This window comes from Novosphingobium sp., from assembly GCF_019748365.1.
GTDB lineage: Bacteria > Pseudomonadota > Alphaproteobacteria > Sphingomonadales > Sphingomonadaceae > Novosphingobium.
On sequence record NZ_JAIEPN010000207.1, the window covers coordinates 12,241 to 27,269 of the forward strand.

Genomic DNA, 15,029 nt, shown 5'->3' on the forward strand with positions numbered 1-15,029 from the left:
ACTGAAGGACGGGGGCATGCGCATCATTCTGGTAATCCTGAGCCTGCTTCTGGCCGCCTGTTCGCAGTCACAGGTCAACGACACTTTGGCCACGCCGCAGGAGAAGTCGGTCGCGGTCCGGTTCATTGCGGCGATCCAGTCGGGCGATCTGGCCAGCGTCAAGGGCAGTGTGGAGCCGAAGCTCTATGCGCAGACACTGGCAGTCGCGCGGTCGCTTCAGCCCGGCGTTCCCAAAGCCGCGAACTACAAGCTGGTGACCGTTGCCGTCCAGACGAACACGGTGAATGGCACCTCGCAGACGCTGAAGGCGCTCAACTATGAATTCGGCGCGGGCAATACATGGGTCTTGGCCCAGATCGTCGAAACGGACACGCCGGGCGGGCCGCAGATCGTGGGTTGGCATGCCGCGGTCTCGAAACATCAGCCGACAACCCGGGGAGAGTTCACACTCGCAGGCAAAGGCGCGCTGCACTATTTCTGGCTGCTCGCGATGGTTCTCTCGACGGGAACGATCGTGGCCGCGCTGATCCTCATCGGCCGCAGCCCCGAGGTGCAGCGACGCTGGCTCTGGGCCATCGGTTCCTCACTGGGCCTCGGCCAGTTCACGCTCAACTGGATGACGGGCGACTGGGCTATCCGCCCGCTGGGCTTTTTCCTGCTCGGCAGCGCGGCCTTCAGGCCGTCCCCGTTTGACCCGTGGATGCTCTCGTTCTCGCTGCCGATCGTCGCCGTGATATTCATGCTGCGCCGCAAGGCCCTGATGCGGGGTCCGGACGAGACAAGCTTCGACTAGGGCGTGCCGCCGGGCTCGCCAGCGATGGGCCCGGGCTTCGCCCGCGCCGGCGCGGCAATCCAGGTGACCACAAACCCGATCATGATGGCCAGCATGAGGCCGAGCCACGCCTTGAGGTCGCTCTGCGCGATCAGCAGCAGGCAGATGGCAAGCGCGGCGCCGACCACGGCGATCATTCCCGCCGGCATCGGCAACCCGCGGCGCCTGCGCACCATCGGCAGCGCCGCCGCGCAGGCAAAATAGACCACCAGCCGCGCCGCGACCGAGAGCACCGCAAGCGCGGCAAACCCGCCGCTCATCGCCAGCAGCGCGACCACGGCATAGGTGAACACCACCGCGTTGCGCGGAATGCCCGACCCTGCGTGGATCACGCCGAACCAGCCGGGCAGCATCCCGATCTGCTCCAGCGCGAGCAGCCGGCGCGAGGTGTTCATCGGCGTGGTGATCACGTTGCCGAAGATCGAGAACACCGCCGCACAGACGACAAGCCCGGCACCGAGAGCACCGGCCAGCAGCGCCCCCATGGTGAGCAGGGCGGCCTTGTCCGCTGTGCCGGGTGCATAGGCCGTGGCGACATAGCCCCAGGCGAGCGCCGCATAGAGCGCCACCGTGAACAGGAACACCGCCACCAGCGCGCGGGGGAAATCGGTTTGCGGATCGCGCGCTTCACCGCCAAGGCACAGCGCGCCTTCGAAGCCGGTGAAGGCATAGACCGAGAGCAGGATCGCCTGCGCCAGCGACCACTCGCCCGCCGGCAGCAGCGCGGGGCCGCCCGCCAGCGCTGGCAATGCGAGGGCCACGAGCAGCACCAGCGGCAGCAGCTTGAGCGCCGTGATCAGCTTGATCCAGCGGTCGCTGTTGCGGATGGCAAGCATGTTGACCGCAAAGGCAAGGCCGATCGCCGTCAGCACCACCGCGCCATGCGCCAGCGCGCCCGTCTGCCCGGCGGGGGCAAGGCGCAGCAGGTAATCGGCCAGCACGTTGGCATTCGCGGCAGAGGCCGCCGTGGTCGCAAGGCTTTGCACCCAGCCAGTCTGGAAACCCGCCGCCGTGCCGAAGGCCTCGCGCACATAGATGATCGGTCCGCCGGTCTCGTCGAACATGCCGGCCAGCCACGCGAAGACGAGGACGACCGGCAGGAACGCGAACCCCACCCCCAGGATCACCAGCGGCGCCCAGCTGCCTGCGAACTGCGCCACCGAACCCGGCAGCGCGAAGACGCCTGCGCCGATGATCCCGTTGAGGATCAGCGCGGCCAATCCCCACAGGCCGAACCCCCGGATAAGCTGGCCGGAAGTCGCCGGTGCGCGGATCACCCCATCGGCCCCGCCTGAATGCGCACCTGCTTGCGCAACGCACCGGGCATCCAGCGCGCGGCGAAGGCAAGCTTCTTCGCGGTCTTGCCGACGAGGGTGTGGACCTTCTCGCCATGCACCGCAGCCCATGCCGCTTCGGCAACCGCGCTGACCGGCGTGATCTCGAGCCCGGCTGACGTGACCTGTCCCCGGATATCCTCGTTCGATTGGCGGTTGGGCGCGTGATCGAGCAGCGGCGTCTCGATGAAGCTTGGCATCAGATCGCGCACCCTGATGCCCTCGTCCTTCCACTCCGCATCGAGCGATTCGGTGATCGAGCGCACGCCGAACTTGGTCGCGGAATAGATCGAGGCGCCGGGCACGCCATAGATCCCCGCCGCGCTTGCGGTATTCAGCAGGCACGCGCCGGGGCCCGCCGCCTTGAGCCAGGGATAGGCGGCCTGCGCCCCGAAGATCACGCCCTTGAGGTTGATATCGAGCGTGCGCTCCACTTCCTCGGCGCTGCAATCGACGAGCCGCCCGCCAAGGGGAATGCCGGCGTTGTTGAACACCACGTCGATCCTGCCGCCCGAAGCCTCGGCGCAATCAGCCAGCGCCGCGTCCCACGCAGCGCGGTCGCGCACATCGAGCTTGTGCTGCGAGGAAAAGCCCGCCGGGATCAGCGCAGCAGTGCCGGCCATGCCCTCTTCGTTGATATCGGCAATGCCGACAAACCAGCCCGCGCGCCCGAAGCGCTCGGCAACCGCCCGGCCTATGCCGGACGCGCCGCCTGTGATGAAGATCGTCTTCTGGCCCACAACCTGACACCCTGATCGCTGTGTTTGGGCCTCAGACTACAGCGCCGGATTGTTATAGCAATGCCAGGTGAAGATGGCCGCTGCGCCCCGATGCGGGCGCCAATCCTCGGCCATGGCGCGGGCTTCCTTCTCGCTCGGCCGTTCGGCAAGGCCGAGCAGCTTGGCCATGCCCGCCTGCACCGCGAGATCGCCCGCTGGCCAGATATCGGGCCGCCCTTCGGCAAACAGCAGATAGATTTCCGCCGACCAGCGGCCGATGCCCTTGATCCGGGTAAGCTGCGCGATGGCTTCCTCGTCATCCTCGGGCAGCGCATGGAGCTCGAGTTCGCCCGTCACCACCAGTTCGCACAGAGACCGCGCATAGCCCTGCTTCTGGCGCGAAAGGCCGCAGGCGCGCAGGGAATCGAAGTCGGCAGCGAGGAGATCGTGCGGGGGGATATCGTCTCCCAGCAGCGCGGCAAGCTTGGTCCAGACCGAAGCCGCGGCGGCCACGCTCACCTGCTGGCCGACGATCGTGCGCAGCAGCGTCGCATAGCCGCGCGGGCGGATGCGCGGCGCCGGATGGCCGACGCGCGCGACCGCTTCAGCGATCTTCGGGCTTCTCGCGCCGACATGGGCGAGGCCCTCGGCAATCTGGGAGGCGGTGAGGCCCATGGGGTACAGCTTTCCTTTTGAGGCCATGATGCGGCGCAGCACCTTGCCAAAGTGCCCCCTGCGCGATAGCAGCGCCGGTCAAATGGGGCCAGAGAGCACGGAATCGTGTGTCCAGCTCTCAACAGGAGACGTGATCGATGCCGAAGCTTGTCGTGGTGAACCGCTCGGGTGAAGAATCCACTGTCGAGGCCGCTGCCGGCCTGTCGGTCATGGAAGCGATCCGCGACAACGGCTTTGACGAACTCCTCGCGCTGTGCGGCGGCTGCTGCTCGTGCGCGACCTGCCACATCTATGTCGACCCCGCCTTCGCCGACAAGCTGCCGAAGATGAGCGAAGACGAGAACGATCTGCTCGAGAGCTCGGATCACCGCAACGACACCTCGCGCCTGTCGTGCCAGGTGCAGCTGACCGCTGATCTCGACGGCCTCAAGGTCACGATCGCGCCGGAAGACTGAGCGCTGCGCGCGCTGCGGCGCGCACCCCTTACGCAATCTGAAAACGCCCCGCCGCGGCACCGCGTGCGGGGCGTTTTCGCGTCTGCGATTCGCGGCGATTGCGGGGGCGAGAACTGCGTGCGGGGAGCCTCGGTGTGCTGAAGGATGAGGCCTGCGGCTGGCTGAACGCATGCTGAATTCTGGCGTTTCCCACCGCGCCCTACCGCGCCGGAAAATCGCTTCGCCGCAGCTCATCTGCGAATATAAATCCAATGTGGATTTTATGCCGCGTTGCACTAAAGTCACACCTAAATATGACATAACATTCACAAATATAACTATAAAAGTGTCACACAACCCCCTTAGCGGCCGCAGCACACCAAGGGCTCATGAGGGAGATAACTATGCGCCTTGTTACCGTACTGCTCGCAACGACGGCATTCGCCGCCGCCACCAGCCCCGCTCTCGCGGCGCCCGAACCGCAGGCCGCGCCGACTGCTGCCGCCACCGATGCCACCGCTCCTGCGGACGCTGGCGATGCCGAAGCCATCGTCGTCTACGGCACCGGCAAGACCCGCCAGGTCCAGGAACTTTCGGGCGCCGATCTCGCCATACAGGTCGCCGGCACCAGCCCGCTGCGCGCGATCCAGAAGCTGCCTTCGGTCAACTTCCAGTCGGCTGATGCCTTCGGCACCTATGAATGGTCGACCCGCATCACGATCCGCGGCTTCAACCAGAACCAGCTGGGCTTCAACCTCGACGGCATCCCGCTGGGCGACATGTCCTACGGCAACTACAACGGCCTTCACATCAGCCGCGCGATCACGCCCGAGAACATTGGTCTGACCGCGGTTTCGCAAGGGTCGGGCGCAATCGACACGCAGTCGACCAACAACCTCGGCGGCACACTGAACTTCAGCTCGCTCGATCCGAAGAACGCGCTCGGCCTCGATGCCAGCGGCACCTATGGCTCGAACAACACCTGGCGCGGGTTCCTGCGCGGCGGGATCGGCACCGAGAGCGGCGCGCGCGCCTACGCCTCGGTCGCCTATCTCACCACCGACAAGTGGAAGGGTGATGGCAAGCAGCGCCAGCTCAACATCAACGCCAAGGGCGTGCTGCCGCTGGGCGCCGTAACGCTCGACGGCTACTTCAACTATTCAGACCGTGCCGAGCAGGACTATCAGGACCTCAGCCTCGATCAGATCAATCGCCTGGGCTACAATTGGGACAATTTCGGCCCGGGCAGGTATGCGCTCGCCGTTCAGGTCGCCGACATTGCCGCCAACCGCGGCGAGACTGGCACCACCCCGCTCAATCCTGCGGCAGGCACGGTCTATCCCACCCCGATCAGGACGGCGGACGACGCCTATTACGACGCTTCGGGTCTGCGCCGCGATACGCTCGCTGCGATCGGCCTGACCGCCCCGCTCGCACCGAACGTGACCTTCAAGATCAAGACCTACCTCCACAAGAACGAAGGCCAGGGCACCTGGGGTTCGCCCTATGTCAACAGCCCCACGGGCGTGCCGATGGCACTGCGCACCACCGAGTATGACATCAACCGCAAGGGCCTGTTCGGCAGCCTCAACGCCGATCTCGGCCTGAACAACATCACCGTGGGCGCGTGGTACGAAAACAACGATTTCAATCAGGCGCGGCGCTTCTATGCCTATACCAGCCGCACCAATCCGGGCCGCGACCACCTGAAGTTCCAGCGCGATCCGTTCTTCACGCAGTGGGACATCGACTTCAACACCAAGACGTTCCAGTATTACGTCGAGGACGAAATCAAGCTGGGCGATGCCAAGATCAGCCTCGGCTGGAAGGGCTTCCAGGTGAACAACCACGCGCGGCCGATCGTGGCTGGCGGGCGCACCCAGGGCGATCTTTCGACGAAGGACTGGTTCCAGCCGCATGCGGGCATAAGCTATCGCTTCACCCCCGAGATCGAGGCCTTCGCGGGCTTCACGCAAGTGACGCGCGCGTTCGCCTCGGCCACCACGGCGGGTCCGTTCTCCTCGAGCCAGGCCGGGTTCGACGCGATCAAGCCCCTCCTCAAGCCCGAGCAGTCGGACACGTATGAGGCGGGCGTGCGCTACAACAGCGGCATCTTCCACGGCGTGCTGGCGGCCTACCTTGTCAACTTCCGCAACCGTCTGCTGGCGATCCCGACCTCGGTGGGCATCGTCGGCGCCGCCAATGCGCTGCAGAACGTGGGCGGCGTCCGCTCGGCGGGCATCGAGGCCAGCGGCGAACTGCGCCTCGGCCGCGGCTGGTCGGTGCTGGCGTCCTACAGCTACAACGACAACACCTACCGCGACGACGTCGTCATCCGCGCCAACGGCACCGTCACCACGATCCCCACTGCGGGCAAGACGGTGACCGACAGCCCCAAGCACCTTGTGCACGGCGAAGTTTCGTACGATCAAGGCCCGCTCTACGGCCGCGTCGGGGTTGACTACATGTCGAAGCGTTACTTCACCTACACCAACGACCAGTCGGTCCCCGGCCGCGCGCTCGTCGATGCGACGATCGGCTACCGGTTCGATCTGGGCATGAGGAAGCCGGTGGAGCTGCAGGTCAACGCGACCAACCTGTTCGACAAGAGCTATGTCGCCACGATCGGCTCGAACGGCTTCGGCAACAGCGGCGACAACCAGACGCTGCTCGCCGGTGCCCCGCGCCAGGTCTTCGCAACCGTGAAGGTGGGCTTCTGATGCGCCGCGCGCTTCCTCTCGCTGTCGCTCTGTTCGCAGCATCGCTGGCAGGGGAAGCGCGCGCCGCTCCCGTTTTGCTGATTTCCATCGACGGGCTGCGGCCCGCCGATGTTCTGGAGGCCGAAGCGCGCGGCCTTCAGGTGTCCAATCTGCGCCGCTTTGTCGAGGATGGCGCCTATGCCACCGGCGTTGTCGGCGTGCTGCCCTCGGTAACCTATCCCAGCCACACCACGCTGATGACTGGCGTTCCGCCCGCCGTGCACGGCATTGTCAACAACACGACCTACGATCCGCTGCAGATCAACCAGGGCGGCTGGTTCTGGTATGCCGAAGACAACAAGGCCCGCACCTTGTGGGATGTGGCGCACGATGCCGGGCTCTCCACCGGCAATGTGCACTGGCCGGTCTCCGTCGCGGCGAAGAACGTGACGTGGAACCTGCCCCAGATCTGGCGCACCGGCCATGAGGACGACCGCAAGCTGGTCAAGGCGCTGGCCACGCCGGGTCTGGTCGAGGATCTCGAGAGCGAGACCGGCATGCCTTATGCCGACGGCAAGTCCGAGGATCTGACGGGCGACCGGATCCGCAGCTCTTTCGCCGAGGGTCTGATCATGACGCGTCGGCCCGGCTTCCTGACAGTCTACTTCTCCGCGCTCGACCATATCGAACACGAAAGCGGCCCAGGCTCACCGCAAGCGAAAGCGGCGCTGGAGCAGATCGACAATTATGTCGGCGACCTGATCGCAGCGGAGACGAAGGCGCATCCGGATGCGGTGATCGCGCTGGTGAGCGACCACGGGTTCGCCCCGGTCGATACCGTGATCAACCTCTACCGCCCGTTCATCGACGCCGGCCTCGTCACGCTGGGGCCGGACGGCAAGATCACGTCCGCCGATGCGACACCATGGGGTTCGGGCGGCTCCTTCGCGATCCGCCTCGCGCGGCCTGACGATGCGGCGCTGAAAGCCAAGGTCAAGGCCGTGCTCGACAAGCTGGCCGCCGATCCCGCTGCCAGGATCGCGCGCGTGATCGAAGGCCCGGAAATCGCGAAGGCAGGCGCCAATCCCGAGGCCAGCTTCTACGTGAACCTCAAGATCGGCGCGGTGGCCGGGCCGTTCGTCAATGGCAGCCTGCCGCTGGCGTTCCCCTCCCCGGTCAAGGGCATGCATGGCTATTTCCCCGCCGCGCCCGAAATGCGCTCGACCTTCATGATCATGGGCCCGGGAATTCCTGCAGGCCGCTCGCTGGGCGAAGTCGACATGCGTTCGATCGCGCCGACGCTGGCCAAGCTGATGGGCGGCACGCTGCCCGATGCGGAAATGCCGGCGATCAGCTTCGGGAAATAGGGAGTCCTTTCTGTTTCAGCCTGGCTGAAACAGGGCGGCACCGGCCCGCTCCCCCGCCCGGCCACCCATTCAGGATACTCTCGTGGGTGGCCGGGCGGGGGAGCGGGCCGGTGCCGCCTTCCGCGAAAGCGGAAAATCCCCTAGAACAGTCCTTCGATCCGGCCTTCGGGATTGATGTGGATGCGCTCGGCCGCCGGCACTTGCGGCAGGCCGGGCATGGTCATGATCTCGCCGCAGATCGCGACGACAAAGCCAGCCCCCGCCGAAAGCCGCACCTCGCGCACCGGGATCACATGCCCGGTCGGTGCGCCCAGCGCGGCAGGATCGGTGGTAAAGCCATACTGCGTCTTGGCGATGCAGACCGGCAGCGCGCCGTGGCCCTGCTCTTCCCACGTGGCCAGCTGCGCACGCACCGCCGGGTCGGCAATGGCGCACTCGGCGCGGTAGATACGGGTGGCGATGGTGTTGATCTTGTCGAACAGCGGCAGCGCATCGTCATAGAGCGGCGCGAACTGCGAGGACGCTTCGGCCAGTTCGACCACTCGCTCGGCCAGCCCGACCGCGCCGGCGCCGCCTTCGGCCCAGTGCGTGCAGACAAATGCCTGCGAACCATGCGCGGCGGCGATGGCCTGCACTTCAGCGATTTCCGCGTCGCTGTCGGTGGGGAAGCGGTTGATGGCGACGACCGCCGGCACGCCGAACTGGCGCACGTTCTCGATATGCCGCACGAGGTTCACCCCGCCCCGCCGCACCGCCTCGACATCCTCGGGCGCAAGCGCATTCTTGGCCACGCCGCCGTTCATCTTGAGCGCGCGCACGGTAGCGACGATCACCGCCGCCGCCGGCTTGAGGCCCGCCTGACGGCACTTGATATCGAAGAACTTTTCCGCGCCCAGATCCGCGCCGAAGCCCGCCTCGGTCACCACATAGTCCGCCAGCGCCAGCCCCGCACGCGTCGCCCGCACCGAATTGCAGCCATGCGCGATATTGGCAAACGGCCCGCCGTGGACGAGCGCGGGGTTGCCTTCCAATGTCTGCACCAGATTGGGCTTGATCGCCTGCGCCAGCAGCACGGCCATCGCGCCATCGGCCTTGAGCTCACGCGCGGTGACGGGGCGGCCCTTGCGGGTATAGCCCACCACGATCCGGCCAAGCCGCGCCTCAAGGTCCGCAAGGTCTTCGGCGAGGCACAGGATCGCCATGACTTCGGAGGCAACGGTGATATCGAACCCGGATTCGCGCGGGAAACCGTTGGCGCGCCCGCCCAGCCCTTGCGCAATATCGCGCAGCGCGCGGTCGTTGATATCGAGCACGCGGCGCCAGACGATCCGCCGCACATCGAGATCGAGCGCATTGCCCCAGTAGATATGGTTGTCGATCATTGCGGCGAGCAGATTGTGCGCGCTGGTAATCGCGTGGAAATCGCCGGTGAAGTGGAGGTTGATGTCCTCCATCGGCACGACTTGCGCATAGCCGCCCCCGGTCGCGCCGCCCTTGGTGCCGAAGCAGGGGCCGAGCGAGGGTTCGCGCAAAGCCAGCATGGTGCGCTTGCCGATCCGGTTTAGCGCATCGGCAAGGCCGACCGAGGTCGTCGTCTTGCCCTCGCCCGCCGGGGTCGGGTTGATCGCGGTGACGAGGATCAGCTTGCCCGGCGCCTTCCCGGCCTCGGCTTCCAGCAGCGCCAGATCGAGCTTGGCCTTGTAGTGGCCATAAGGCTCGACTGCGGCGGCAGGGATACCCGCGCGCTCGGCGATCTGGAGGATGGGCTGGAGCGTCGCCGCGCGCGATATCTCGATGTCGGATGGCATCCAGTCTTTTTACTTATGATAAGGCGCAGGGCAAGCGTCCTTGCCCCACTTCATCCGAAGCTTTGCAGAAACAAGGATCATCCCAGATGGTACGATTTCAGTACAGCGGATGAGATATTCATACCAATTGATATGGTTTTTCGAATTACCCAATCCGTTCAAGGATCAGGCTCTCAGACTGATCGCCGCAATCCTGATCATCTTGGCATTCGTGGCGCCCCGCTTACCAGCCTCTGCTGCCGGGTCCGCCCTTGAAGGGGCCAGCCACCTTGCTGGTGATCCAGCCGCCATAGAACCCGCCTGCCTGCGGAATCACCGTCTCGCCATCGACACTGCACCGATCGAATGGCGCGGCATAGAACGCGATGAAGCCGGCCAGCATGGCGAACTTCGGCGTGGGCTTCGGATAACTCCAGCCGACCTGCTGCAGCACCTCGCCATCGACGACAACATCCCAGTAAGCCGCCGCGCCTTTCCATTCGCACAGCGAGGAGCCGGAAGCCCGACGCAGCGCGCCCGGCGCGATATCCTCGGGGTGGATGTAATAGCTCGGCGGATGGCTGGTCTCGAGCGTCTGCACACTGCGGCGGGTATCGGCGATGATCTGCCCGCGATGCTCGATCACCACATGCGCGCTGCAGGCCCGCGCGACGGCGGGGCGGGGATAGTCCCAGACGCTTTCCTGGCCGGGACGGACGGGATCAGGGTTGGGCCACACGATCTCTGTTCCTTGCTCTGTTCCTTGCTCTGTTCCTTGCAACAATCCCACCCCCGTTCGTGTCGAGCGAAGTCGAGACACCAGACGCGGCGAATGGTGTCTCGACTTCGCTCGACACGAACGGTCGTTGGGGAACAAGGTGTCTTTAGAGGCGCAGGCCGAGCGCTGCAAAAGCGCCGTCAGGACTTCAATCCCGGCGAAACCAGCGATCCCAGACCAGCGCGCCGACCCCCAAAATGACGACAAACAATGAGGCTAACACGATCAGCGAGATGATCGGCCACAAATCAATGCCATAGAACCAATTGAAAAACTCGATGAAGCCAATCAAAGGCGCAGGCCCGCCGTCTCGGGCAAACCGCTCATCAGGTTGAGGCTCTGCACCGCAGCCCCGCTCGCGCCCTTGCCGAGGTTGTCGAGCAGCGCAACGAGGCGCGCTTGGCGGCCATCCTTGCTGCCGAAGACATACAAGTCGAGCCCGTCGCGCGGGGCGTCGGAGCGGCGCAGCAGGAGTTCGTCAGGAACGCCATCCAGCACGCGCACCAGCGGGCTGCCTTCGTAGAACGCCTTCAGCGCCTCGCGCAGCGCATCGGGTGCCGCCGCGCCGGGGATGGCGGCCAGCGGCACGGGCACTTCCACCACCATGCCGCGATGCGCTGGGACCACCGCGGGCGCGAAGATCGGCGCGTGGGTCAGCCCGGCATGGCCCTGCATCTCCGCCACGTGCTTGTGCCCAAGGCCAAGGCCATAGGCGCGGAAGGCAATGTCGGTATCGTCCTCGAACCGCGCGATCAGCGCCTTGCCGCCGCCCGAATAGCCCGAGACGGCATTGACCGTGTAGGGCCAGTCCGCAGGCAGCAACCCCGCTCGCAGCAGCGGCACAAGCAAGCCGAGGAAGCCGGTGGGATAGCAGCCGGGATTGGAAACCCGCTTGGCCTGCGCCACGGCGTCAAAGCCCACGATCTCCGGGAAACCATAAGTCCAGCCCGGCGCCACGCGGTGCGCAGTCGAGGCATCGATCACGCGGGTCTTGTCATTGGCAATCAGCGAGACCGCCTCGCGCGCGGCATCATCCGGCAGGCACAGGATCGCGACATCCGCCGCATTGAGCGCTTCGGCGCGGGCCTTTGCATCCTTGCGCTCGGCATCGCTCAGCGCGATCAGGCTGAACTCGCGGCGGCCCGCCAGCCGGTCGGCAATCTCGAGCCCGGTGGTGCCCGCGGCGCCGTCGATGAAAACGCGCGTGGTCACGGCTCCAGCGCCGTCAGCGGCAGATAGCCGACAAGGCCGTCCTCGCCCTGCTGCCCCCAGCCCCAACCGCCCGCCTTGTCGAGCAGGTTGAACGTCTCGCCCGCCGCCAGCGTGCCGATCACCTCGGCATCCTCGCGGCCCGCCGTGTGCAAGCTCGCCCCGGCAGCGCCCACCGTGCGCGGCATCGGTACCGCATAGTGCGAGACGAAGACCTGCCCGGCATAGCGCACATGCGCCAGATCGCCCCGCACCGCGCGAGTATGCGCGTGGGCATCGACCTTGGGCGCAGGGCCCGTCAGCGCATGCGACGTCTTGAGAGTGGGCAGGATCAGATCGGTCACGTCAGGCTTTCCGGCAAACAGGAAAGCCGGGCGCTTATAGGCATCGGGCTCAAGGTTCAAGGATTGCGCTCTTTGCCAAAGCGGGACTGGATCAGCCCCCATGCCGCGCGCAGGCCCAATGCCTCGCCGCCCTTGGGCCGGCCGGGCTTGGCGGCGGGGCGCCAGGCGAAGGTATCGAAGTGCGCCCAATCAACGCCTTCGGCCACGAACCGGTCGAGGAACAGCGCCGCGATGGTCGCTCCGGCGAACCCGCCCGAGGGGCTGTTCTGCAGGTCTGCCACGTCGGACTTCAGCATTTCACGGTAGCCATCGTGGAGCGGCAGGCGCCAGCAGGGATCATCGCGCTCGAGGCCCGCTGCCAGCAGACCGGCCGCCGTCTCGTCGCTGCGGGCGAACATTGCGGGCAAATCCGGCCCCAGCGCCACGCGCGCCGCGCCTGTCAGCGTGGCGAAGTCGATCAGCAGTTCGGGCCGGGTCTCGCAGGCGCGCACCAGTGCATCGCCGAGCACCAGCCGCCCTTCGGCATCGGTATTGGTGATCTCCACCGAAAGCCCCGCGCGCGAGCGCAGCACATCGCCCGGGCGGAAGGCATTGCCCGAAACCGCGTTCTCCACGGCCGGCACCAGCACGTGCAGCCGCACCGGCAGCCCCGCGCCCATCACCAGCCCTGCGAGCGCCAAGGCATGCGCCGCACCGCCCATGTCCTTCTTCATCAGCGCCATCGCCGAACTCGGCTTCATGTCGAGCCCGCCGGAATCGAAGCAGACGCCCTTGCCGACAATCGCGAGGCGCGGGTGCGCCGGATCGCCCCACTCGATCTCGATCAGCCGCGGCGCATGGCTGCGCGCCGCCGCGCGGCCCACCGCATGGACCATCGGATAATCGCGCTCCAGGCCGTCGCCCGATACGACATGGATCACCGCATGGTGCGCCTTCGCCAGCGCCCGCGCTTCCGCCTCAAGCTGCGCGGGCCCCATGTCCTCGGCCGGCGTATTGACCAGATCGCGCACCCGGATGACCGCGTCCGCTTCGGCCAGCGCCGCGTTCATCGCGCCCAGCGCGTGCGTCAGCAGCAGCCGCGCGCCTTTGTCGGATGGCTCGCTGCGATAGCGATCGAAGCGGTACTGGGCGAGGCGCCAGCCGATCAGTGCGGGGCCTTCTGCGCCCGGGCTCGCAAGCCGGTACGTGCCCGCAGGCAGCCGGTCGGCCAGCGGAGCGAGGCACCAGCTGGAAAGCTTCGCCGGATCGGCAACGCCCGCCACTGCGAACCAACCCTCGCCAGCGCCCGCCGCATCGGGGACAATCGCAGTTTCGCCCGCACCGCCCTCGAAGCCCTGCCCGGCGAGCACCGCCCGCTGCGCCGCGGTGAGGCCCGCAAGCCATCCGGGCAGGCCGGTCTTGTCGATCAGGTGAAGCGGAATGGCCTTCTGGCCACGGTCGGGCTGGATCAGTGCATCAAGCTGGGTCATCGTGCCTTGGAGTGTTGCCGCAGCTTGGCGGCGAGTGCGAGAGGAAACTGCATGGGGTGCAACACGGGTGGGCCCTTGCGATCTCGCAATTCCGGCAGGAAGTCGCTACATGGCCTCCATGACCGACTATGTGATCGCCGACGAAACCGATGTGATGCCGCGTGACGGCACGATCAAGCTGCATGGGCCTGCGGGCTTCGAAGGCATGCGCAAGGCCGGGCGCCTTGCCGCCGAAATCCTCGATGCGCTGGTGCCGATGGTGCAGCCCGGCGTCAGCACCGCCGCGATCGACGATGTCGTGCGGCAGATGACGCTCGATGGCGGCGCTGTCCCCGCCACACTCGGCTACCGCGGCTATACGCATTCGTGCTGCGTCTCGATCAACCACGTGGTGTGCCACGGCATCCCTTCGGAAAGCCGCATTCTGCGTGATGGCGATATCGTCAATATCGACGTGACCCCGCTGCTCGATGGCTGGCACGGCGATTCCAGCCGCATGTACCTCGTCGGCGATGTACCCTTGAAGGCGAAGCGGCTGGTCGATGTGACGTACGAATGCCTGATGATCGGTATCGAGCAAGTCCGCCCCGGCGCGCGGCTCGGCGATATCGGCGCAGCGATCCAGGCCCATGCCGAGCGCCACCGCTACGGCGTGGTGCGCGAATTCTGCGGACACGGCCTCGGCCGCCTGTTCCACGATGCGCCCGAAGTGATCCACGCGGCGCACAAGGGCACCGGGCCGGAACTGCGCCCAGGCATGTTCTTCACGATCGAACCGATGATCAATCTCGGCAAGGCCGGGGTGAAGCTGCTCGACGACGGCTGGACGGCTGTGACGCGCGACCGCTCGCTTTCCGCGCAGTTCGAGCATTCGATCGGCGTGACCGAAACGGGCTGCGAGATCTTCACACTGAGCCCGGCGGGGCTGCATCAGCCGCCTTACGGGGGCTGAGCCTGCGCCGTCCTGCCCAAAAATCAGGCAGCACTTGCGCAAATCTTGTGCACCAAACCGTCTTTTCCGCGCAACTTGCGCAATGCATGCGTGCGCGCCAACCTTGCATTCTTGCCGGAGCGGCCGTTTTCCGGCTTCCGCACGCCCCATTCCTGTCCTAGTGATGGGCCCGACGCGCGTGGCACGATTCTTGGATAGATTGTCCGGTATCGGGCTCCGTACGAATACCAACACCGCCGGTCAGGGCCTCAGGGCCTGGAACCGGTCTGCCTGCAGGGAATGATCGAGTGAAAAAGGTCGAAGCGATCATCAAGCCCTTCAAGCTGGACGAGGTGAAGGAAGCGCTCCACGAGATCGGCGTTTCCGGCATCACCGTCACCGAAGCCAAGGGCTTCGGCCGGCAGAAGGGCCATACCGAACTCTATCGCGG

Annotated in this window: 15 protein-coding genes; 6 read left to right on the forward strand and 9 right to left on the reverse strand. The window is 66.1% G+C overall.

The window, feature by feature from the left end; all coding sequences use genetic code 11:
• Positions 1 to 16: 16 nt before the first annotated feature.
• Positions 17 to 793: a hypothetical protein gene (locus K5Q19_RS21810; RefSeq protein ID WP_292949641.1), complete on the forward strand. Its 777-nt coding sequence runs from the start codon at positions 17 to 19 to the stop codon at positions 791 to 793.
• Here the strand turns inward: K5Q19_RS21810 and K5Q19_RS21815 are convergent.
• Genes K5Q19_RS21815 through K5Q19_RS21825 form a run of 3 tightly spaced genes read right to left on the reverse strand, consistent with a single transcriptional unit; the run spans position 790 to position 3,560 of the window.
• On the reverse strand, positions 790 to 2,109 hold the full coding sequence (locus tag K5Q19_RS21815; protein WP_292949644.1) for an APC family permease: 1,320 nt from the start codon (positions 2,107 to 2,109) through the stop codon (positions 790 to 792). The genes K5Q19_RS21810 and K5Q19_RS21815 overlap by 4 nt on opposite strands.
• Entirely contained in the window at positions 2,106 to 2,906 is an 801-nt protein-coding gene (locus K5Q19_RS21820; RefSeq protein ID WP_292949647.1) for an SDR family oxidoreductase, read from the reverse strand. Before K5Q19_RS21820 ends, K5Q19_RS21815 begins: the two co-directional genes overlap by 4 nt.
• 36 nt (positions 2,907 to 2,942) lie before the next feature.
• The gene (locus K5Q19_RS21825; RefSeq protein ID WP_292949650.1) at positions 2,943 to 3,560 is read right to left on the reverse strand and encodes a DNA-3-methyladenine glycosylase 2 family protein; all 618 of its coding nucleotides are present in this window, start codon (positions 3,558 to 3,560) and stop codon (positions 2,943 to 2,945) included.
• 137 nt (positions 3,561 to 3,697) lie between these two features.
• On the opposite strand from K5Q19_RS21825, the gene K5Q19_RS21830 reads away from it, so the two are divergent.
• The 3 genes from K5Q19_RS21830 (at position 3,698) to K5Q19_RS21840 (ending at position 8,060) form a co-directional block, all read left to right on the forward strand.
• The gene (locus K5Q19_RS21830; protein WP_054121762.1) at positions 3,698 to 4,015 is read left to right on the forward strand and encodes a 2Fe-2S iron-sulfur cluster-binding protein; all 318 of its coding nucleotides are present in this window, start codon (positions 3,698 to 3,700) and stop codon (positions 4,013 to 4,015) included.
• Positions 4,016 to 4,398: 383 nt separating this feature from the next.
• The gene (locus K5Q19_RS21835; protein WP_292949655.1) at positions 4,399 to 6,714 is read left to right on the forward strand and encodes a TonB-dependent receptor; all 2,316 of its coding nucleotides are present in this window, start codon (positions 4,399 to 4,401) and stop codon (positions 6,712 to 6,714) included.
• Complete coding sequence (locus K5Q19_RS21840) at positions 6,714 to 8,060, forward strand: ectonucleotide pyrophosphatase/phosphodiesterase (protein ID WP_292949657.1); 1,347 nt, start codon at positions 6,714 to 6,716, stop codon at positions 8,058 to 8,060. The genes K5Q19_RS21835 and K5Q19_RS21840 overlap by 1 nt, the downstream gene beginning before the upstream one ends.
• A gap of 140 nt (positions 8,061 to 8,200) precedes the next feature.
• Here the strand turns inward: K5Q19_RS21840 and K5Q19_RS21845 are convergent, their stop codons facing one another.
• The 6 genes from K5Q19_RS21845 to K5Q19_RS21870 form a co-directional block, all read right to left on the reverse strand.
• Complete coding sequence (locus tag K5Q19_RS21845; RefSeq protein ID WP_292949660.1) at positions 8,201 to 9,868, reverse strand: formate--tetrahydrofolate ligase; 1,668 nt, start codon at positions 9,866 to 9,868, stop codon at positions 8,201 to 8,203.
• A gap of 223 nt (positions 9,869 to 10,091) precedes the next feature.
• Positions 10,092 to 10,586 (reverse strand): DUF427 domain-containing protein, encoded by a 495-nt coding sequence (locus K5Q19_RS21850; protein ID WP_292949663.1) that lies wholly within the window; start codon positions 10,584 to 10,586, stop codon positions 10,092 to 10,094.
• Between the two features lie 187 nt (positions 10,587 to 10,773).
• Positions 10,774 to 10,917 (reverse strand): hypothetical protein, encoded by a 144-nt coding sequence (locus K5Q19_RS21855; RefSeq protein WP_292949666.1) that lies wholly within the window; start codon positions 10,915 to 10,917, stop codon positions 10,774 to 10,776.
• Positions 10,914 to 11,837, reverse strand: a complete 924-nt coding sequence (gene argC, locus K5Q19_RS21860) for an N-acetyl-gamma-glutamyl-phosphate reductase (protein WP_292949669.1) — start codon at positions 11,835 to 11,837, stop codon at positions 10,914 to 10,916. Before argC ends, K5Q19_RS21855 begins: the two co-directional genes overlap by 4 nt.
• Positions 11,834 to 12,238 carry an SH3 domain-containing protein gene (locus K5Q19_RS21865; protein WP_292949673.1) on the reverse strand — a complete coding sequence of 135 codons (405 nt, stop codon included), beginning with the start codon at positions 12,236 to 12,238 and terminating at the stop codon, positions 11,834 to 11,836. The genes argC and K5Q19_RS21865 overlap by 4 nt, the downstream gene beginning before the upstream one ends.
• Positions 12,235 to 13,647 (reverse strand): leucyl aminopeptidase family protein, encoded by a 1,413-nt coding sequence (locus tag K5Q19_RS21870; RefSeq protein ID WP_292949676.1) that lies wholly within the window; start codon positions 13,645 to 13,647, stop codon positions 12,235 to 12,237. The genes K5Q19_RS21865 and K5Q19_RS21870 overlap by 4 nt, the downstream gene beginning before the upstream one ends.
• A 118-nt stretch (positions 13,648 to 13,765) precedes the next feature.
• On the opposite strand from K5Q19_RS21870, the gene map reads away from it, so the two are divergent.
• Complete coding sequence (map, locus tag K5Q19_RS21875) at positions 13,766 to 14,599, forward strand: type I methionyl aminopeptidase (RefSeq protein ID WP_292949678.1); 834 nt, start codon at positions 13,766 to 13,768, stop codon at positions 14,597 to 14,599.
• A gap of 287 nt (positions 14,600 to 14,886) precedes the next feature.
• Positions 14,887 to 15,029 (forward strand): P-II family nitrogen regulator (locus K5Q19_RS21880; RefSeq protein WP_292949681.1); only part of this gene is annotated, 143 nt, incomplete at its 3' end.

What these genes read in the sequence shown, in the direction of transcription:
- K5Q19_RS21810 (WP_292949641.1), top strand. Translation starts at nt 17, where the DNA reads ATGCGCATCATTCTGGTAATCCTGAGCCTGCTTCTGGCCGCCTGTTCG.
- K5Q19_RS21825 (WP_292949650.1), bottom strand. Translation starts at nt 3,560, where the DNA reads ATGGGCCTCACCGCCTCCCAGATTGCCGAGGGCCTCGCCCATGTCGGC.
- K5Q19_RS21830 (WP_054121762.1), top strand. Translation starts at nt 3,698, where the DNA reads ATGCCGAAGCTTGTCGTGGTGAACCGCTCGGGTGAAGAATCCACTGTC.
- K5Q19_RS21835 (WP_292949655.1), top strand. Translation starts at nt 4,399, where the DNA reads ATGCGCCTTGTTACCGTACTGCTCGCAACGACGGCATTCGCCGCCGCC.
- K5Q19_RS21840 (WP_292949657.1), top strand. Translation starts at nt 6,714, where the DNA reads ATGCGCCGCGCGCTTCCTCTCGCTGTCGCTCTGTTCGCAGCATCGCTG.
- K5Q19_RS21845 (WP_292949660.1), bottom strand. Translation starts at nt 9,868, where the DNA reads ATGCCATCCGACATCGAGATATCGCGCGCGGCGACGCTCCAGCCCATC.
- K5Q19_RS21870 (WP_292949676.1), bottom strand. Translation starts at nt 13,647, where the DNA reads ATGACCCAGCTTGATGCACTGATCCAGCCCGACCGTGGCCAGAAGGCC.
- map (WP_292949678.1), top strand. Translation starts at nt 13,766, where the DNA reads ATGACCGACTATGTGATCGCCGACGAAACCGATGTGATGCCGCGTGAC.